The organism is Flavobacterium sp. LS1R10 (assembly GCF_003968825.1).
GTDB lineage: Bacteria > Bacteroidota > Bacteroidia > Flavobacteriales > Flavobacteriaceae > Flavobacterium.
This window is the reverse complement of sequence record NZ_RYDH01000001.1, coordinates 175,370-196,724: the sequence shown is the minus strand read 5'-3', so window position 1 is coordinate 196,724 and position 21,355 is coordinate 175,370. Positions and strand designations below refer to the sequence as shown.

The following is a 21,355-nucleotide window of genomic DNA, read 5'->3' as shown; positions in this document are numbered from 1 at the left end:
TAAAGCACCACTAATGGAAAATTTTGTCCCAACACACCTTCAAGAAATTATTTATTCATCGAGCGATAAAAAAGTAAGAAAACAAATTGCTTTGCTTGAAAGTACAGGTAAAATTAAAAAAATTGCTCCTCGTATCTTTACTTCCAATTTTATTGATACGGACGAGGTTATTATCAAAAGAAATATTTTTTCTATTCTGGGCAATTTATATCCCGGTGCATTATTAAGCCACCGTTCCGCAATAGAATTCAAACCAACTGCAACAGGACAAATATTTGTTACCTATACCTACACCAAAAAAATAGAGTTGCCTGGAATAACCATTCGTTTTATGGAAGGTATTGGAGCAATTGAAGGTGACAATTCATTTTCGGGGGAGTTATTTGTTTCACAACAAGAAAGAGCATTTTTAGAAAACCTACAACCGTCCAGAAAATCGGGTCCAGAATCTAAAACTATTTCAATTGCTGAACTCGAAAACAAACTAGTGAAAATAGTACAAGCTAAAGGCGAAGAAGGACTAAATCAAATTAGAGATAACGCAAAAGTAATCGCCGATAAATTAAGAATGCAAAGTGAGTTTGAGAAACTAAACAAACTAATTAGTGCCTTATTATCTACACAGCCTTCCAAAATATTATCGTCTCCACGAGCCATTGCACGAGCATTTGGAAATCCTTATGACCAATCAAGAATAGATTTGTTTGAGATATTATTTTTAGAGTTAAAGCAAAGAGAATTCAAAAATGCGATAGATAGAAATACAACTAATACAGCTTTTCAAAATTTCGCTTTTTTTGAAGCCTATTTTTCAAATTATATTGAAGGAACTCGATTTGAAGTGATTGAAGCAAAAAACATTATTGAAACCGATACCCCAATGTTCAATCGTGATGAAGATTCACACGACATATTAGGAACGTATAAATTGGTCAGTAATAAAATCGAAATGAATGTTACGCCAACTTCTCCGGAAGAGTTCATTAGCATTCTTCAATACAGACATCGATTACTTTTGGAAGCAAGAATATCAAAAATGCCAGGCGTATTTAAAGATAAAAACAATCGTGCTGGAGAAACATTTTTTGTCGATTTCGAATTAGTAAAAGGCACATTAATAAAAGGGTTTGATTTCTACAAAGTACTAACAGACCCATTTGCAAAAGCAGCTTACATTATGTTTATGGTAAGTGAAATACACCCATTTTTGGACGGTAACGGAAGAATTGCAAGAGTAATGATGAATGCCGAATTGGTCAAAGCTGAACAAACAAGAATAATAATTCCAACAGTATATCGTGATGATTATTTAGGAGCTTTACGAAGATTAACAAGGCAACAAGATCCATTAGCCTATATAAAAATGCTACAACGAGCACAAGATTTTAGTGCAACATTAAAAGCAGATACTATGGAAGATTTAGAATTGCAATTAAACTCAAGTAACGCTTTCAAAGAACACGACGAAGCCAAATTAAAGATTATCGTATAAAAAGACACGGGCAATCCTTTCGATTGATTATGAAACAAATTTTAGTCAATTAAACCACATAAAAAAGACATCACTATTCCATGTGTCACTTTGTGACATAAATGGCAGAAATACTCATCATAAATAGAAGTAAATTGTCGCTTCTGAACGAAAGGAATTATTTACTATTTTTATTGAGTGCTAGAACTTGAATCATAGAGGTTTCAAGTTAGGCAACGCCCAATCAAAGCCATAGATAGAGTATGAGAACCGAAAACAAGAGATTGTGTATCTACCCGAAAGACATACAACGCATAACAGGAAAAAGTTATCGTCAAAGTATTAGACTGCTTCAAAAAATCAGACAAGAGCTCAATAAGCTCCAAAATGAGTTTGTATCTATTGAGGAATTTTGCCAATACACCAGCCTAAAAATTGAACAATTTGAACCCTTGATAATTGGATAGAAATTAAATTTTAGGCAACTAAATTTTGAACTTTACCAGTTCAAAAAATATTGTCTAACCAGTTCAAATTATTATAATTAATCATTAATTCCAGCAAAAAAATCCTTATATTTGAATAATTGAAATTTAGAACAATTTGCTAACATATTGAGAGGTGTCAGTTGAGGTGTCACTTAAAATAAAAGCTTTGCAAAGCCTTATTTTAAGACACTTTATAAAAACAAACAACTCCTTCCTCTCTGCGATGAAATAATGCTTCCTAAAAGGGGAGCATTTTTTGTTTTAGGGCGTGGTCAATTTTTTAGTTTGTCAAGAGAGTAAACAAAAAAAGATCAGCAGGCAATACCAGTATTAATTTTTTGTGAGCCGTCCTTCCTTTAGGTCAACAAGGGTAGTTCAGTCCTTTCTGTCAAATAGAATTCCGTGGCTGCAAGAACTGTAGAGCGTTTTTATCTTTAAAGGTCTTAAAAAGGATTATTTGTGGTTGTTATTTATCACAAAACCATCAAAATGGTATATTTGTATCGTTTTAATGAGAATTGGAAGCCAAAGGTGTTTGATAGAATCATTGAGCGATTTAAAACCAAAAAATTATGCGAATTTTTCTTAGTTGTTTTCTGCTGCTAATGGTTGCTACTGTTTTTTCTCAGGAAAATACACCATCACAAGATACTCTAATTATGAAAGTGGATTCCTTGTATCGTGAGGATCAGTTCTATTTTGGGATCACTTACAATATATTGACGGACGGCCCTTCGGGGTTGTCACAAAGCAAATTTTCGTCGGGTTTGTCAGGTGGTTTTTTGCGGGATATGCCTTTAAATAAAAAGAGAACCGTTGCAATAGCTTCCGGTATTGGATTTACATATAATAATTACAATCAAAACATAGCCATTTCTGCAACAGACGGTATGCCAGTTTATGCCCTGATTGATGCCAATAGGGATTATAATAAAAATAAGTTTTCCCTACTTTCAGTTGATGTTCCTGTTGAGTTTAGATGGCGAACCTCTACTTATGAAAGCCATAAATTTTGGCGCATTTATACAGGAATAAAGTTTAGTTATTTGCTCTACGACAAGTCCGTTTTTGATAGTGCTCAAGGCAAAGTGGTGGTTACAGGAAATAAAGATTTTAATAAATTACAATACGGGGCTTATGTCTCTGCAGGATACAATACAATTAATTTGTATGCCTATTATGGTTTAAATTCAATATTCAAATCGGCAAAAATAGAAGACAAGTCAATTACCATGAAAGCATTAAATATTGGCATAGTATTTTATATTTTATAGCCATAAAACCAATAGAAGCAATTGTGGAATAATTCCCAGAACAAAACCTAAAAGGAGTTCTTTAATGGTATGCGCTTTCATTTCCAGTCTAGAAGTCGCGACCACGCCATTCAACAGTAGTAGTAATGCAATAGTAAAAATATTTTGAATTTGAAGGTGCAGGCTTAATCCAATGATAAATACAGTCAAAGAGCTGAAAGCTATCATGTGCAGGCTTGCTTTTATCTGCAGAAATAATAGGATTAGAGCTAATAATGAACTCAAAAGTCCCCCCAATAAAAAAAAATGCAACTCTGGATAGGAATCAATAGTGATACTTTTTCGAACTAATAAGATGATCAAGAAACAATGAAGTATTAAGGGTATTTTACGCTGGGATATTTTAGAAACCATTATGGAATCTATATTTCCTGTAGCGCGTAAGAGAAAAAAGGCCAAAACAGGAATTAACACCGTCACAATCAACACCTGAAAAAAAATGAATATCTTTTCTTGACTCACAAAATCAGATCCATTAAAAAAAAGGTAGAACAATGTTGCCATTGCCGGAATGAATATTGGATGGAAAATATAAGAGAAAAGGGGAAGGGTTTTTTTCAATAGTTTTGATTTTGTATCAAACAAATATAGGTAATCTGTCAAAATTAGTAAAGCATATCAAAAGAGTTTCTTGTTTTTAATAAACGAAATTGCTCATAATTATCGTATATCTGTCGCTTCGTTTTGAAAAGAAGTGCTATTTTTGAGGAAGTTTTGCAAATAAACAGCCTGTTGAAAGTATCATTTTCAAAAAAGAAATTCACCTCAATCTTTTTTTTATTCCATGAGCAAAAAAATTCTAAATAGCATACAAAATATTCCCGCAAAGTTTATTGGAACCAGCAGTACGATGGCTATTGATTCTATTTCTATAGACAGTCGTTCTTTGCAAAATGGCCCGAAAACGCTGTTTTTTGCATTGGTTGGAGCCAATACGGATGCGCACCTTTATCTCAAAAATTTAATTGCAAGTGGCGTCCAGAATTTTGTAGTTACCCATATTCCTGAAGATTGTGAAGGGAAAGCTAATTTTTATGTAGTGACCAATACCTTGTTGGCTTTGCAACAATTTGCCGCAGCATATCGCAGTCTCTTTGATTTTCCTGTCATTGGGCTCACGGGAAGTAACGGTAAAACGATAGTCAAAGAATGGCTTAATTTTTTATTAAGTCCGGATTATAACGTTATCCGAAGTCCAAAGAGTTACAACTCTCAAATTGGTGTTCCGCTGTCTGTGATTGCGATAAATGAAAAACACAATTTAGGAATTTTTGAAGCCGGTATTTCTACGGTTTCAGAAATGGAAAAACTCGAAAAAATCATTAAACCTACGATTGGAATTCTCACGAATATAGGGACGGCACATGACGAAGGTTTTGCTGATATCAGTGACAAAATCAAAGAAAAATTGAAACTTTTCCAGGATGTCCAAGTCATTATTTATCATAAAAATCCAACAATTGATTTGTTGATCCGTCCCGATACCGCCGTTTTTTGCTGGAGTTATAACGATGCTAAGGCTTCGGTTCTGATTACTAAAAAGGGAGTTTTAGACAAGACCGTTTTGACGGTGCTACAAAACAACAACAAGTTTGACATAAAAATACCATTTCAGGATGAGGCGTCGATAGAAAATGCAATTTCCTGTTTGATGGTTTTGTTGTATTTTAAATACGATGACAGAACGATTCAAAACCGCATGGAGTTGTTGTATCCGGTAGAAATGCGATTAAAAGTCAAAAACGGAATCAACAATAGCAGTATTATTGATGACAGTTACAGTTCTGATTTTCAATCCTTAAAAATTGCGTTGGATTTTCTTGAAAGTCAAAAACAGTATAAAAAGAAAACAGTCATTCTATCTGATATTTTTCAAAGCGGTTTGCCTAACGATGTGTTGTACGCGAAGGTGGCTGAGCTAATTGTTTCCAACCGGATTACGCGGGTAATTGGTATTGGCGAAACCATTTCAGCATTTAAAAACAAGTTTGCTAACTGCAGTACTTTCCAAAACACAGCTGCATTTGTCGCTGATTTTGAAAACTTGGACTTTGGTAATGAAACCATTTTGATAAAAGGGGCGAGATCGTTCCAGTTTGAAGAAATTGTATATTTATTAGAGGAGAAGACACATGAAACGGTCCTAGAAATCAACCTGAATGCTATTAGTTACAACCTGAATTTTTTTAAATCAAAGTTGCTACCAAAAGTAAAAATTATGGTTATGGTAAAAGCATTCGGGTACGGAAACGGCGGACTCGAAATTGCTAAATTACTGGAACATCATAAAGTAGATTATTTGGGCGTGGCTTTTGCCGATGAAGGAATTTCATTAAAAAACGGGGGCATTAATTTGCCTATTATGGTCCTTAATCCAGAGAATACTAGTTTTTCGGCTATTATTCAACATCAGTTGGAACCGGAAATTTACTGTTTAAAAGGTTTATATGCGTTCTTGAAAATAGCAAAACAAAAAAATTTAAAGCATTTTCCAATTCATATTAAATTCGATACCGGCATGCATCGATTGGGCTTTGAAGAAAATACCCTCGATGAACTGATAGCTGCGCTAAGAGGAAACAGTACCGTGCAAATAAAAAGTATTTTATCACACTTGGCTACGAGCGATGATCTTGAACACATGGATTTTGCTCATTCCCAAATTAATTTGTTCGAGAAAGTATCCTCTAAATTGATGTCTGAATTGCAAATAAAACCCTTGCGTCACATCCTGAACACCTCTGGAATAAGCAATTTTCTGGATTCGCAATACGATATGGTTCGGCTAGGAATTGGTCTTTATGGAGTTTCAAATGATGCCCAAGAACAAAAGCAACTCGAAAATGTGGGGACACTAAAATCCGTGATCTCACAAATAAGAACGATTGCTGCTGGAGAAAGCGTAGGCTATGGCCGCCGATTTGTAGCCGAAAAACCAACAAAAATTGCTACAATTCCCATAGGATATGCTGATGGGATTTCCAGAGGCTGGGGAGATGGTTTGGGATTTGTTATGGTAAAAAATACCAAAGCCTATATCGTTGGGAGTATTTGTATGGACATGCTGATGGTTGATGTCACCGGCATTGAATGCAAAGAAGGTGATTCAATACTTATTTTTGGCGAAAATCCAACGGTTTCTTTTATAGCCCAGAAATTAAATACAATTCCCTATGAAATTTTGACCAGTATTTCGCAACGGGTGAAACGCGTGTTTTATAGGTAGCGATTAAATTTAGAAGAAAGGACTGTTACTACTTTTAAAATTTTTATTAAATTCGTTTGTCAGAAGTAAATTTTAACCTAAAAAAATAAATTATGGGATTTTTTAGTGATTTCAAAGCCTCTTTGATGAAGGGAGACGTTTTAAGTTTAGCAACTGCGGTTGTTATTGCTGGAGCATTTGGCAAAATTGTAGGCTCAGCTGTTGATGATGTCATAATGCCAGTTGTTGGTTTGTTAACCGGAGGAATTGATTTCACCCAAAAATTTATCACCTTAGACGGAAATAGTTACGAAACGCTGGCTGCTGCAAAAGCTGCAGGTGCCGCCGTGATCACCTACGGTAATTTGGTCCAAGCCATTATCAACTTCATAATAATTGCATTCTTTATTTTTGTAGTTTTAAGAGCTGCTGAAAAGGCCAAGAAAAAGGAAGTTGTTGCCGTCGCTGCTCCAGCTGGACCAACACAGGAACAATTGCTGACTGAGATTAGAGATTTATTGAAAAAGTAATTTCGACTACAGTATAGCTAAACCGCTTTGGAAAAGAGGCCTTTTTTTCTTTATTCAAAAGGTTATATAAAACAAGATGATTTTCATCCTTAACATAATAAGGTGCCGGGAGAAATACTTTACAACTTAGTTTTCTTAATCTCTTAATGGTTTAAAATACTATTTATAGGTTTGCGATTAAAAAAGAGCAGATTTTTTAATGGGAAATTTGAGGTTGTCTTTTAATTTGTTGAAAATATAACATTTTGTTATTTTTTGTTAACCTCCTTGTTTTGATTCCAATATTACTTACTTTTGTACTTCAAATTTAATATTCACCCGAGCCTGAAAGGCGAACGGACGAAGTAATACTAAAAATATACTATGAGAATAGCAGTTGTAGGAGCTACCGGAATGGTTGGCGAAGTAATGTTGAAAGTTTTGGCAGAAAGAAATTTCCCTGTAACCGAGTTAATTCCCGTTGCTTCACAGCGCTCAGTGGGTAAAGAAATTGAATACAAGGGCAAAAAATATAAAGTGGTAGGCATGCAAACTGCAGTAGATATGAAAGCAGATATTGCTTTGTTTTCTGCAGGAGGCGACACTTCACTGGAGTGGGCTCCAAAATTTGCAGCAGCAGGAACAACCGTTATCGATAATTCATCGGCTTGGCGAATGGATCCGACTAAAAAATTAATCGTTCCGGAAATCAATGCAACAGAATTGACCGCCGCAGATAAAATCATTGCAAATCCAAATTGCTCTACCATTCAAATGGTATTGGTTCTGGCTCCGTTGCACAGAAAATACAACATCAAACGGGTCATTGTTTCTACCTACCAATCCATCACTGGAACAGGCGTAAAAGCAGTGCAACAATTGGAAAATGAATACGCAGGCGTTCAGGGTGAGATGGCCTACAAATATCCAATTCACAGAAATGCGATTCCACAATGTGATTCTTTTGAAGAAAATGGGTACACGAAAGAAGAGATGAAATTGGTACGTGAAACCAAAAAAATATTAAGCGATAATACAATTGCTGTTACAGCGACTGCGGTACGGGTGCCAATTGTAGGCGGACACAGTGAAGCGGTAAACGTAGAATTTACGAACGATTTTGATGTAAACGAAGTACGAAACATTTTGCATCATACCGATGGCGTAGTCGTACAGGACAATAATGACACCTACACGTACCCAATGCCAATGTATGCGCAAGGAAAAGATGACGTTTTTGTAGGTAGAATTCGTCGTGACGAAAGCCAAGAAAATACTTTAAATATGTGGATTGTTGCGGACAACTTGAGAAAAGGAGCAGCGACAAATACCATCCAGATTGCTGAATATTTGATCGCAGCTAAATTGGTATAATACTTTTTAGATCCAAGATAGCGACTTGTTTTCTCCTGCTCGAGGATGAGAAAAATGTTTATAGTAAGTCAATTTTAAATCCATTTGTTTCAACAAAAGCTATATTTTGTGAAAAACAAATGGATTTTTATATTAGGATGCCTATATTTGCCTTGCATGAAAAAGAAATTTTCTATAGTAAACCTTGTATTAATGATTGCGGTATTGTTTTCAATACTGATTCAATCCCTACATAGTTATGAGCATATAGTAAAGCAATTTTCTGAAAAAAAATGTGAGCATAAATATACTTCTGCCGCAGAAATTACACATCAACATCATAAATTTGACAGCTGTTATTTATGTAATTTTACAATTAGCAGTTTCACATCTTCGGATGTAAAGTCTTTTGAGTTATATAAAATAGAGATGAATTCAAGTAATTCTTCGGCTATCTCAAAACAAATTACACAATTCTTTAAAGGAAGCCTTTTTGCGCTTCGAGCTCCTCCTCAGGTTTAAAATAATATCCACATCAATACATCATTTCAAATATTGGAAGTGATTCATATGTTTATATATTTTGAACGAGGAAAATGCAAACAAAAATTTATATTGTTTTCTGCTTCTGTTTGTTTTGCACCGTAGGTTTTTCGCAAAATACAGTTAGTGGAAAAATTACTACTCAGGAGGGCATGCCGCTTTCCGGGAGCCACGTACACATTGGGACAAAAACGGTATCTTCGGATGTTTCCGGTAATTATCTTATAAAGAGATTGCCTTCCGGGACCGTCAAGGTATTTGTGTCATATGTTGGTTTTCAGTCTGTTGATACGCTGGTAAATTTAGCGGGTGACCAAATTTTGAAATTTTCTCTAAAACAAAACACTGCCCAACTGCAGGAAGTAGTCATCAGACAAAAAGCCAATACGCTGAATAAATCGATTTTGGAACAAAAGATCAAAACGGAAACGATTGAAAAATTCAGCAATCAGACGCTTGGAGATATTTTGAAAGAAATAGTAGGTGTTTCCAGTCTAAAGACAGGAAGTTCTGTGGTGAAACCAGTTATTAATGGTTTGTTTGGAAGTAGAGTTCCGGTAATCAATAACAATGTCCGCATGGAAGATCAAGAATGGGGAACGGAACATGCGCCTAATTTTGATATAAACGCTGCAGGGAAAATCACGGTGATCAAAGGGGCTTCTGGACTTCAATTTGGCGGTGATGCCGTCGGTGGTTTAGTGGTTATAGAGCCAGTTTCAGTCAAAAAAGATACGCTGTTTGGCAAAACTATTCTGAATTTGGCGTCTAATGGCAGGGGCGGTTCTATTAGTTCGAGTCTGCACAAAGGAAATGATAAAGGATGGAGTTGGAATGCACTGGGAACATTCAAGTATTCAGGCGACAGAGAAGCACCGGATTATGTGTTGTCTAATTCTGGGAATCGGGAAGCTAATTTTTCCGGCGATGTAAAATTTACAGGAAAAAAATATGATATTTCCGGGTACTACAGTTTTTACAATACGACTATTGGTATTTTAAGTGCATCACATACCGGGAATGTAAACGATTTGTACAATTCCATTACCAATAAAATTCCTTCAGTTGTCAATGATTTTACGTACACCATTAGAAATCCGAAGCAGAAGGTACAGCATCATTTGGCTAAAATGAACTACAATTACTATTTTGATGAAACGGCTTCTTTGGCGGTACAGTACTCTTTTCAGTTTAATAAAAGATTGGAATTTGATGTGCGCAGGGGAGATTTTAATGATGTAGCCGCTTTAGACTTGGATTTGACCACGCATGCCGTTAATGTTGATTATAAAAAATCATTGCACGACTGGAGCTTGAAAACTGGATTTAGTTCTTCTATTCAGAATAATTTTGCAAATCCGGCTACAGGAATAAAGCCGCTGATTCCTAATTTTGATCGGGTTGAATTTGGAACTTATGGAATAGCTACTTATGATTTTTCTGATAGCTTTTCTGTGGATGCAGGAATGCGTTATGATTTTTCCCGTGTGGAAGCCACCAAGTTTTATTTGAAATCACGATGGGAGGAAAGAGGCTACACTCCTGAATTTGATAATTTTATAGTGGGAGAACAAGGCAATCAATGGTTGACAAAGCCTAGTTTTACATTTCATAATATTTCAGCCAGTGCAGGGTTTTACAAGGAATTTGAAGCAGACCTGAATTGGTATACCAATATCAGTCTTGCTACAAGAAACCCAAATCCCTCCGAGTTTTTTAGTGATGGTTTGCATCATTCCACTGGGGTTATTGAGTTAGGCGATTTAGCGTTAGACAAAGAACAGGCAATCAAACTATCGACAACATTACAGAAAAAATGGACTGCTTTCTCGGTTGAGGTGAATCCTTTTATCAATAGTATCCATAATTTTATGTTTTTGCGTCCTGTTGGTTTTGAGACGACCATTCGTGGTGCTTTTCCTGTGTGGGAATACCAGCAGACCAATGCGAGATTGGCAGGAGTTGACGTGCAAACCCATTGGAAAATAAGCAAACAATGGCAACATGATTTCACCTTGGCCTATGTCAATGGTAAAGACATCACAAACAAGGAGTCCTTAATAGATATTCCGCCCTTGAATCTGAGTAACAAAATTCAGTTTTCAAAGAGAGAATGGCATGATTTGAAACTCGAGTTAAAAAGTGAAATCGTACTGCATCAAAATCAGTTTCCTAACAATAATTTCACAACAAACATTGTGGTAGATAATGAGCTGGCTCCGGTTCTGGTAGACATCAGTACACCTCCGCCAGGGTATCAATTGTTGCATTTTTATTCGGAAATGAACTTCAAGACTTTCGGAAAAACCAATGCAACGATTGCGTTTTCCATTCAAAATATTTTAAACACTAGGTACAGGGACTATCTTAACAGGCAACGTTTTTTTGCCGATGAAATGGGTAGAAACTTTCAAATTCAATTAAAATTCAATTATTAAAAAGTAAACAAAAAACAATAAAATGAAAAATTCAAAAATTCTAGCAATCGCATTAATATCAATATCCATCTTTTCATCTTGTAGCAATGATGATCCAATTGCAGTAAATGAGGAAGAAGTAATCACAACGGTGACCACAACTCTGAGATCAGGAAGCCAGACAGTTACGATGATTTCGAGAGATCTTGACGGCGACGGACCAAACGCTCCAGTGATAACAGTGTCCGGGGATTTAGTGGTAAATACAACCTATACAGGGGCTGTTAGTTTCCAAAACGAGTCCGTGTCACCAGTTGATGACATTACATTGGAAATAAAAGAAGAAGGGGATGAACACCAACTATTCTTTCAGGCACCAACAGCCATTGGAGCATTTACATATACTGATGCCGATGTTAATGGGAAGCCTATTGGGTTGACTTTTACATTAAAGACAGGTACTACAGCAACAACAGGAAATATAGTGGTCATCTTGAGGCATGAGCCAATTAAAAATGCTGAAGGTGTTGCATCCGGTAACATTGCAAATGCAGGAGGTGCAACAGATGCGCAAATTACATACCCAGTTCAGGTCAAATAAGCACCTCATTCTGATGTCAACCATTCTAAAAACGCTATTCGAAAGAGTAGCGTTTTTTTTAGTTTAAGAACAAAAAGCATTTATTACTGTTTCAGTGCTTTTTTCGTATTATTGTGTACAGAATCGAATGAATTTTACAAACCAAAATAATGATGCTACAAAACCAATCTGTAATTCCTGATATTAAAGCCATTATAGCAGCTTCGAAAGACAAAGCGATTAAAGCGGTGGACAATGAAAGAACCTTGATGTATTGGTATATTGGGCAACGTATTTTCGTGGAAGAACAAGACGGAAAGGACCGTGCTGATTATGGAACATACTTAATTAAATTCCTTTCGCAACAATTACAACCAGAATATGGAAGTGGCTTTTCAGTGAGGCAATTAGAGAGATACCGACAGTTTTACCGAATGTTTCCAATTGCGTCCGCACTGCGGACGCAATTGAGTTGGACACAATATAAATTCCTTTTGGCAATTGACAATCAATATAAAAGAGCGTTTTATGTTGCGGAAAGTGTAAAGAATAATTGGACATCAAGACAACTCGAACGTCAAATCAACAGTGGCTTATACGAACGCCTTTTGATCAGCAATGATAAAGAAAGCGTACTCGCCGTTGCCAAAAATGAAAAACTGCCTTCGGATGCTAAAGAGATTATAAAAGACCCGATGTATTTAGAATTTTTGGGACTAAAACGGGAAGCAGCTTACTATGAAAAAGATTTAGAAAGCGCCATAATTACTCATTTGCAAGATTTTTTATTGGAACTGGGAAATGGTTTTTCATTTGTCGCGAGACAAAAAAGAATACACATTGATGGCGATGAATTTTTTACAGACTTAGTTTTTTATAATCGAATATTGCAATGCTTCGTCATTATCGAAATCAAGACAGATAAACTCACGCATCAGGATATTGGTCAACTGCAGATGTATGTCAATTATTATGATCGAGTAGAAAAACTGCCTCGTGAAAATCCAACTATTGGTATTTTGCTTTGTGCCAATAAAAATGACGGTGTCGTAAAATTTACGCTGCCGGAAAACGAAAAAAATATTGTAGCCAGTCAATATAAATTATACCTGCCAACGGAAGAACAGTTGTTGGAAGCTGTGAATATTGAATTACAGAATTTTCAGCAAGGAAAAGAAAATAAGTAAGTAAACGACATAACGGTAGCAAAATACGTTATTCGACAGAGTAGCGTTTTTCTTTGCACCATAAAATAAGTTTTTAGGCTGTTATTTTTAACATATAAGTCATATTAGTATGAAGCTCAAAATGTGACACAAACGAATTCGTTTTAAACTTAAATGACCTTAAAGACCTTATATGGTTTATTTTTTTTGCTGCACACGTCAATTATTTCTAAACTTAAAAAAAACTTATATGACTTATATGTTTATTATTTTCAGCATTAGGAATGTATAATTCGGTTTAAATTGTCACAACTGTAATAAAAAAACATTTTAGAGGCTAACTCTTTTTAAGACTTTCCCTCATTTAATACACTAACAATTTCCCTATTTTTGTAACAACCTAAAACAGAATTTAATGAAATGAGCACGAAGGTAATTAGATCACAAACACCAATGATAATATGCGACTCGAGCATAGCGAACAGGTGAAACAATTACAAATGACCTATAAAAAACAATAAATATCAACATATGAAAAACACTTTTTTAATAATGGCTGTAACTTCTGCAATGGCGACTTTCGGCCAAAACCCAAATCCAAAACCGCTAACCTATCCCACTACAAGTAAAGGGGAAACCGTGGATGTGTACTTCGACACTAAACTTCCGGATCCATACCGCTGGCTCGAAGATGACAAATCAGCGGAAACGGGTGCCTGGGTAAAAGCCCAAAATGAAGTGACCTACGGGTATTTGGCGCAAATTCCGTTTCGCGATGTCTTGAAATCAAGAATGGAAAAACTGTGGAATTACGAAAAAATAGGAGCGCCTTTCAAAGAAGGAAATTTCACGTATTACTATAAAAATAACGGCTTACAAAACCAATCAGTGTTGTACAGAAAAGACGCCAAAGGAACTGAAACCGTATTTTTGGATCCCAATACGTTTTCTAAAGACGGAACAACTTCGTTGGGTGGGTTAGATTTCTCCAAAGACGGTTCTAAAGTTGCCTATGCCATTTCAGAAGGCGGAAGCGACTGGAGAAAAGTCATTATCATGGATGCCATTTCTCAAAAAATAATTGAAGACACTATTGTCGATGTAAAATTTAGCGGTGTGTCTTGGAGAGGAAATGAAGGTTTTTACTATTCCAGTTATGACAAACCAAAAGGAAGCGAATTGTCTGCAAAAACTGACCAGCATAAACTGTATTTCCATAAATTAGGGACTGCACAAAAACAGGATCAAGTGATTTTTGGTGCCGACCAAAAACGACGTTATGTAGGTGGTGGAGTTACGGAAGATGACCATTATCTGGTAATCACAGCGTCTAATTCTACCTACGGAAACGAATTGTACATCAAAGATTTGACAAAGTCAAACAGTCCTATTGTGACTATAGTGGATAATTTCAAGAGCGACAACAACATTATTGAAAACGAAGGCGGAAAACTATTCATAGAAACTGACTTAAATGCGCCCAACAAACGCATTGTTACCGTAGACGTAAAAAACCCGAAACCGGAAAACTGGAAAGATTTTATTGCTGAGACGGAGAATGTGTTGTCTCCTTCAACAGGTGGCGGGTATTTCTTTGCTAATTATATGAAAGATGCCGTTTCGGTGGTGAAACAATATGATTATTCCGGAAAACTAGTTCGTGAAATTAAATTGCCAGGCGTAGGAACTGCAGGTGGTTTTGGCGGAAAGAAAAAAGAAAAAACGGTGTATTATTCCTTCACGAATTATATTACTCCGGGTTCTACTTTTTCATTCGAGCCAGCAACCGGAACTTCGGCAGTGTATGAAAAACCAAAAGTAGATTTCAACAGCGAGCAATACGAGTCCAAACAAGTGTTTTACACTTCCAAAGACGGAACCAAAATCCCGATGATTATCACCCACAAAAAAGGATTGAAACTTGACGGGACAAATCCAACAATGCTTTACGGTTACGGAGGATTTAACGTGAGTTTGACACCAAGTTTCAGTATTGCCAATGCCGTTTGGATGGAAAACGGAGGCGTTTATGCCGTACCCAATTTACGTGGTGGTGGCGAGTACGGGAAAAAATGGCACGATGCGGGAACCAAAATGCAAAAGCAAAACGTATTTGATGATTTCATCGCAGCGGCTGAATATCTGATTGCTCAAAAATATACATCTTCACAATATCTTGCCATTCGTGGTGGGTCAAACGGAGGATTGCTAGTGGGAGCTACCATGACGCAACGTCCTGGTTTAATGCGAGTTGCATTACCAGCAGTGGGCGTAATGGACATGTTGCGCTACCACACCTTTACTGCAGGAGCAGGTTGGGCGTATGATTACGGAACGGCGCAGGACAGTAAGGAAATGTTCAGCTACATCAAAGGCTATTCTCCAGTACACAACATACAAAAAGGGATTCAATATCCAGCAACCATGGTCACTACAGGGGATCACGATGATAGAGTAGTACCGGCGCACAGTTTTAAGTTTGCTGCTGAATTACAGGAAAAACAAACCGGAACAAACCCGACACTAATCCGTATTGACATCAATGCAGGACACGGCGCCGGAAAATCCGTAGCGGCAACCATCCAGGAAAATGTAGATCTTCAGGCCTTCACGTTGTACAACATGGGAGTGGTGTTATTGCCAGAATTGGAATAATAACAATTGTGATACCGATTTTACCCTGAGCGCAGTCGAAGGGAGGAGCTTATTCCTGCTGTACACTGTATCTTTTCCTCCGCCGAAAGTGGCGGAAGGAAAAGGATGCCGTTCCCATCAGGGCTAGGGCATTCGATTCCTTAGATAATTGTCATTACGAGGAGTTGCGAGGCACGCGGAAAAGCAGTCACATCACAAATTGATAAATTTTTAAAAAACGCTACTCGAAAGAGTAGCGTTTTTTTATCAGTTAGCTTTTATTTTAAAATAGTGATATAAAAACTAACTATCTTTCGTACAAATTAAACATTACTCTTGTTAATTATTCATAAAATGTTAAACATCATAAACGTCACTTGTGCTATTATCTTAATTGAGAATAAAATTTTAGTTGCTCAGCGCAGTGATAAAATGAAATTGCCTTTGAAATGGGAATTTCCAGGAGGAAAGTTAGAAGAAAACGAGACTGAAATAAATTGTGTTAAAAGAGAAATTAAAGAGGAGATAAACATAGATATTGAAGTTGTAAAAAAGCTTTCCAGTAGTATTTATGATTATGGAGCTTTTAAAATTAATTTAATTCCTTTTATAGCAAAATATATTCATGGTGAAATTAGATTGGCAGAGCATAAAGATTACAAGTTATTAGAAAAAGTAGAACTATTAAGTCTTGATTGGGCAGAAGCAGATTTGCCAATCGTTGAAGAATTTTTAAAACTCGAATTATGAACCAAGGACTGTATGAGGAATTAGTTACTAAGCTAATCAACTATAAAATAAACGAATTAGATAAAGATACTTTTCAGGTTAAGAAAACTTCAATAGATAAAGCCGAAGCCGCTCAATTATTATCGCAACATATCGGTAAAACAATTAAACATGCTTTTACTTTAATTAAGGGTGATGATGTTGTAGAGACACAAATAGAGATTGCTAATAAAATTATTTTATTTCTGAAAGAAGAATTAAAAAAAGAAGAGTTTGAGGATGATTTAATAGAAACAGAAGGTAAAATTCTAAAAGCTGTTTTTACAAAAGTGGATGCTCATTTCACTGATTTGGATTTGCATTTAAAAGAAATTACTCCTTACACAAGATTGATTCATAGTGAACTTTTTACAGGTGGAAATTCAGGAACAACTCTTGAAAGCGAATTGAGAAAAGAGATTTTATCTTCAGATAGAATTGACTTATTAGTTTCTTTTATCAAATGGAAAGGAATTAGAATTCTAGAGAGTGAACTTAGAGAATTTACAGAAAGAGGCGGGAAATTAAGAGTGATTACAACTACGTACATTGGAGCTACAGATGCTAAAGCGGTAGAGTTTTTAGCTTCTTTAGAAAATACAGAAGTAAAAGTTTCATACAATACGGGTAATGAAAGATTACATGCAAAAGCCTATTTGTTTCGAAGAAATACGGGTTTTCATACAGCATATATCGGTTCTTCTAATTTTTCCCGTTCGGCTTTAACTGATGGTTTAGAATGGAATTTAAAAGTAACAACGAAAGAAGTAGGGCATATTATTGACAAGTTTAAGAAAACATTTGAAGCATATTGGCAAAATTCAGAATTTGAATTATATGATCAAAATATTCATTCTGTTAAATTAGTCGAAGCTTTAAAACAAGGAAAGTTTTCAAAAGAATATACTTTTACAACATCGTATTTTGATATTAAACCGTTTCATTATCAGAGTGAAATACTTGAAAAATTAGAAGTTGAAAGAACGGTTCATAATAGATATAGAAATCTTTTAGTTGCCGCTACAGGAACTGGAAAAACAGTTGTTTCTGCATTTGATTATAAAAACTTTAGAAGTAATAATAAATCATCAAAGTTGCTTTTTGTGGCTCATAGAAAAGAAATTTTGCAACAAGCAAAAGCCACATTTCAAGGAGTTTTAAAAGATAATAATTTTGGAGATTTATGGGTTGATGGAATGGAACCAAGTTCTAATGAATATGTTTTTGCTTCGGTTCAAACTTTAAATAACAGATTAAAAGATATTACTCTAACTCCCGAATATTATGACTTTATAATTGTTGATGAAGTGCATCATATTTCGGCATCGACTTATAGACCAATAATAAATTATTTCAGACCAAAAGTTTTATTGGGATTGACAGCAACTCCTGAAAGAATGGATAATGAAAACATATTAGAAGATTTCTGTAATCGTATCGCTGCTGAAATTAGACTTCCAGAAGCATTAAACAAAAAATTATTAAGCCCATTTCAGTATTTTGGAATCACAGACAGTATAGATTTAACAAATGTGAAATGGGAGAAAGGGAAGTATGTAGCAAGTGAATTGACTAGTTTATATACTAAAAACAATATTCGAGTTGGAGAGATAATTAGCAACCTTGATAAGTATACAAATGATTTAAATGAAGTTCGTGCAATTGGATTTTGTGTAACAATTGAACATGCCTCATTTATGGCTGAAAAATTTAATTTAGCAGGATTAAAAGCAGAATGTTTAACGGCTAAAAACTCAAGTGAACGTGATAGAATTAGGGAGCAATTCAAGAAAAAAGAATTCAATTATTTATTTGTTGTTGATATTTTTAATGAAGGTGTTGATATTCCTGAAATTGATACAGTTTTGTTTCTAAGACCAACGGAAAGTTTGACGGTTTTTCTTCAACAATTAGGACGTGGATTGCGTTTATCAGAAGGAAAAGATTGTTTGACAGTTCTAGATTTTGTTGGAAATTCTAGACCTGAATATGATTTTGAAAGTAAGTTTAGGGCGTTAATTGGAAAAACAACAACCTCGGTTCAAAAAGAAATAGAAGACGATTTTCCACATTTACCTTTGGGATGTTCAATAGTTTTAGAGAAGAAAACAAAAGAAAATATTCTTGAAAACATAAAAAAAGCAACATCATTAAATGTAAAACAGTTAGTCAATAAAATTATAAATTTTCAGCATCACGCTAATTTAGACTTAACTTTAAAGAATTTCGTAGAATTTTATCACATTCCAATTGAAACAATTTACTCTAAAAAAGAAACTTGGTTAAGATTATGTCAAAGAGCCGGAGTAATTGAAGATTTTGAGAACATTAATGAAAAACAAATTTATTCTGCAATAAGCAATAAGTGGCTTTCTACAAACTCAACAAGTTATTTTAATTTTATCCTTAAAATAGCCAAGCAAGGATTTGAAATTAATTGTAATGATTTCGATGAGAATGGAAAAGCTATGTTGTTAATGCTACATTATGATGTTTGGCAAAGTGCTGGAGGTTTTGAATCTTTAGAAAAAAGTATTAAAGCGATTAACAATAATAAAGTTTTAGTAAAAGAGATTATTGAAGTTTTAGAAATATTGATTGATAAAATTGGTTTTAAAGAAATTGATATTGAATTACCTTATAATCAACCATTAAAATTACACGCGCGTTATACAAGAGATCAAATATTAGTAGCTTTCGGTTTAAGTTCATTTGATAAAAAGTCATCTAATAGAGAAGGAGCGGCCGAAAATAAGAAGTTAAATACCGAAATTCTCTTTATAAATTTAATTAAATCAGAAGAAAATTTTTCTCCAACAACAATGTATGATGATTATGCAATCAGTGAAACTTTATTTCACTGGCAATCACACAACGCTTATGGTCCTGAAACAGGCAAAGGATTGTCATATATAAATCATGGTGAATTGAATAAAAAGATATTACTCTTTGTACGAGAAAAATCAAATGACATAAACGGAAATACTCTTGGTTATGTTTTTATTGGAGAAGCAAATTTTATAGAAACCGAAGGTTCAAAACCAATGAGTATTAAATGGGAACTTAGTGAGCCAATGCCAAATTATCTTTGGAAAGAATCTGCAAAAATGTCAATTGGATAATTAATTTAAATTTTATAGTAATGACACTACTTGCAAAAATCGAATACTTAGAGCAACTTCTCAATCAAACAGAAGAGAATTATGCTGACACTTTCAAAGCTGACATTACTATGTTCTTTGATGATAATTTTTCTGAAGAAAATTCACAGTTGCTTTTTTTGGATACTCTAAATTCAAAACAAGAAATTGAAAATTGGATAGAAAAACTAACTTCTAGGTTTGTAATGAAATTTGATTCAGAGTCTGAAACCGAGAATGACTTTATTTATGATTATTTAGAAAATGGATAATCCATTCCCTTCCTTAACTCCACAATTTCACTTTTTTCTTTTCACAATGTTTTATTAATTGGTTCGTTTTTTCATACTGCAATGGGTAAATTTGAAAGACAACATTAAATTAATAAAAACATGACAGTACAAATCAACACAGACAACAATGTAGAAGGACACGCACGTTTGAAAGCGTATATTACCGAGGAATTGGGAACGGCTTTGGTGCGTTTTGAAGATAAAGTAACCCGTTTAGAAGTACACCTTGGTGACGAGAACAGTGATAATAAAAGCGGTGTCAACGACAAACGATGCTTGATTGAAGCCCGACCTATAAATATGCAGCCTGTAGCGGTTACCAATCATGCTGATACTACCGAAAAAGCATTTCATGGTGCCTTAGACAAAATTAAAAAAGTGTTGGAAACAACTTTCGAAAAAAAGAAAACTCATTAAATAGTTGCCATTTGGCAAACAAAAAAAGGACACTGTCTCTATAGGATAGTGTCCTTTTTTTTGGTTGAGATTCTTTAAAATTTGGATAGTGGTTTTAATAATTTTAGCAGTAAATTAGTACTTTCAATATAATTCCGAAAAGCGTTGAAAAGTTGCAATTTGAGAAAATGAAATTTATAGAATAAATTAATGGAAAACATAAAATTATTTGAAAGCCAAAAAATCCGTTCCTCATGGGATAACGAACAAGAGAAATGGTTTTTTTCGATTGTAGATATTATACAAGTTTTGACGGATAGTCCAAGACCAAGGAAATATTGGAGTGCGCTGAAAACAAAACTAAAAAATGAAGGAAGTGAACTGTCCCATAATATGGGACAGTTGAAAATGATGGCTGATGATGGTAAAATGAGACAAACGGATGTGGCAGATACGGAGCAACTATTCCGTTTGATTCAATCCATTCCTTCGCCTAAAGCAGAGCCTTTTAAACAATGGTTAGCCAAAATAGGCTATGAAAGAATAGAAGAAAGTCAAGATCCTGAAAAGGCTATTGATCGTGCTATGGAAAATTATTTGAAATTAGGATACTCCACAGCATGGATTAATCAGCGGCTGAAAAGCATCGAAGTTAGAAAAGAACTCACCGATGAATGGGAAAATAGAGGTGTTAAGAAAGGACAGCAATTTGCTTCACTTACCGATATAATTACCCAAGCTTGGAGCGGAAACACAGTAAAGCAGTACAAGAATTTAAAAGGCTTAAAAAAAGAAAATCTAAGAGATAATATGACCAACTTAGAATTGGTATTAAATATGTTAGCAGAAGCAACCACAACAGAAATTAGCAAAGAAAACAATCCTAAAACCTTTGCAGATAATAAAAAAATTGCCCGAAAAGGTGGTGAAATTGCCGGCGATACCAGAAAGCAAATAGAAGCACAAACGGGCAAAAAAATTGTTAGCTCACAAAATGCTAAAGTTTTAAAAGAGGAAAAGAATAAATTAAAAGAATAGTTCAAACAATAAACAGGATAAAATACTAGTTCTAAGTTAGT

16 protein-coding genes are annotated in these 21,355 nt (G+C 35.0%); 15 read left to right on the top strand and 1 reads right to left on the bottom strand.

What is annotated here, in order from left to right:
* The first annotated feature begins 13 nt into the window (after positions 1-13).
* Both EKL96_RS00900 and EKL96_RS00890 read left to right on the top strand, forming a co-directional pair.
* Entirely contained in the window at positions 14-1,492 is a 1,479-nt protein-coding gene (locus EKL96_RS00900) for a Fic family protein (protein ID WP_126457534.1), read from the top strand.
* A 1,039-nt stretch (positions 1,493-2,531) separates the two neighbouring features.
* Positions 2,532-3,233 carry a porin family protein gene (locus EKL96_RS00890; RefSeq protein WP_126454357.1) on the top strand — a complete coding sequence of 234 codons (702 nt, stop codon included), beginning with the start codon at positions 2,532-2,534 and terminating at the stop codon, positions 3,231-3,233.
* Here the strand turns inward: EKL96_RS00890 and EKL96_RS00885 are convergent.
* Positions 3,228-3,833 (bottom strand): hypothetical protein, encoded by a 606-nt coding sequence (locus EKL96_RS00885; protein WP_126457532.1) that lies wholly within the window; start codon positions 3,831-3,833, stop codon positions 3,228-3,230. The two genes, EKL96_RS00890 and EKL96_RS00885, sit on opposite strands and share 6 nt — an antisense overlap.
* A gap of 223 nt (positions 3,834-4,056) precedes the next feature.
* Between EKL96_RS00885 and EKL96_RS00880 the strand changes: the two genes are divergently transcribed.
* The 13 genes from EKL96_RS00880 (at position 4,057) to EKL96_RS00820 (ending at position 21,314) form a co-directional block, all read left to right on the top strand.
* Complete coding sequence (locus tag EKL96_RS00880) at positions 4,057-6,498, top strand: bifunctional UDP-N-acetylmuramoyl-tripeptide:D-alanyl-D-alanine ligase/alanine racemase (RefSeq protein ID WP_126457531.1); 2,442 nt, start codon at positions 4,057-4,059, stop codon at positions 6,496-6,498.
* A 92-nt stretch (positions 6,499-6,590) separates the two neighbouring features.
* Positions 6,591-7,007: a large conductance mechanosensitive channel protein MscL gene (gene mscL, locus EKL96_RS00875; RefSeq protein ID WP_126457530.1), complete on the top strand. Its 417-nt coding sequence runs from the start codon at positions 6,591-6,593 to the stop codon at positions 7,005-7,007.
* A gap of 363 nt (positions 7,008-7,370) precedes the next feature.
* Positions 7,371-8,360 (top strand): aspartate-semialdehyde dehydrogenase, encoded by a 990-nt coding sequence (locus EKL96_RS00870; RefSeq protein WP_126457529.1) that lies wholly within the window; start codon positions 7,371-7,373, stop codon positions 8,358-8,360.
* Between the two features lie 156 nt (positions 8,361-8,516).
* Positions 8,517-8,861 (top strand): hypothetical protein, encoded by a 345-nt coding sequence (locus EKL96_RS00865; protein ID WP_126457528.1) that lies wholly within the window; start codon positions 8,517-8,519, stop codon positions 8,859-8,861.
* A 74-nt stretch (positions 8,862-8,935) separates the two neighbouring features.
* On the top strand, positions 8,936-11,320 hold the full coding sequence (locus tag EKL96_RS00860; RefSeq protein ID WP_126457527.1) for a TonB-dependent receptor: 2,385 nt from the start codon (positions 8,936-8,938) through the stop codon (positions 11,318-11,320).
* Between the two features lie 22 nt (positions 11,321-11,342).
* A complete protein-coding gene (locus EKL96_RS00855; RefSeq protein ID WP_126457526.1) occupies positions 11,343-11,900 on the top strand; it encodes a type 1 periplasmic binding fold superfamily protein in 558 nt (185 codons plus the stop codon).
* Positions 11,901-12,052: 152 nt separating this feature from the next.
* Positions 12,053-13,066 carry a YhcG family protein gene (locus EKL96_RS00850; protein WP_126459014.1) on the top strand — a complete coding sequence of 338 codons (1,014 nt, stop codon included), beginning with the start codon at positions 12,053-12,055 and terminating at the stop codon, positions 13,064-13,066.
* Positions 13,067-13,597: 531 nt separating this feature from the next.
* Complete coding sequence (locus tag EKL96_RS00845) at positions 13,598-15,700, top strand: prolyl oligopeptidase family serine peptidase (RefSeq protein WP_233579264.1); 2,103 nt, start codon at positions 13,598-13,600, stop codon at positions 15,698-15,700.
* 333 nt (positions 15,701-16,033) lie between these two features.
* Positions 16,034-16,429, top strand: coding sequence for a (deoxy)nucleoside triphosphate pyrophosphohydrolase (locus EKL96_RS00840; RefSeq protein ID WP_231507410.1), 396 nt, complete (start codon positions 16,034-16,036; stop codon positions 16,427-16,429).
* Positions 16,426-19,569 carry a DUF3427 domain-containing protein gene (locus EKL96_RS00835; protein ID WP_126457524.1) on the top strand — a complete coding sequence of 1,048 codons (3,144 nt, stop codon included), beginning with the start codon at positions 16,426-16,428 and terminating at the stop codon, positions 19,567-19,569. The genes EKL96_RS00840 and EKL96_RS00835 overlap by 4 nt, the downstream gene beginning before the upstream one ends.
* 20 nt (positions 19,570-19,589) lie before the next feature.
* Positions 19,590-19,859, top strand: a complete 270-nt coding sequence (locus tag EKL96_RS00830; protein WP_126457523.1) for a hypothetical protein — start codon at positions 19,590-19,592, stop codon at positions 19,857-19,859.
* A 120-nt stretch (positions 19,860-19,979) separates the two neighbouring features.
* Positions 19,980-20,297 (top strand): HPF/RaiA family ribosome-associated protein, encoded by a 318-nt coding sequence (locus EKL96_RS00825; RefSeq protein ID WP_126454329.1) that lies wholly within the window; start codon positions 19,980-19,982, stop codon positions 20,295-20,297.
* Between the two features lie 189 nt (positions 20,298-20,486).
* Entirely contained in the window at positions 20,487-21,314 is an 828-nt protein-coding gene (locus EKL96_RS00820; RefSeq protein ID WP_126457522.1) for a Bro-N domain-containing protein, read from the top strand.
* Positions 21,315-21,355 lie beyond the last annotated feature (41 nt).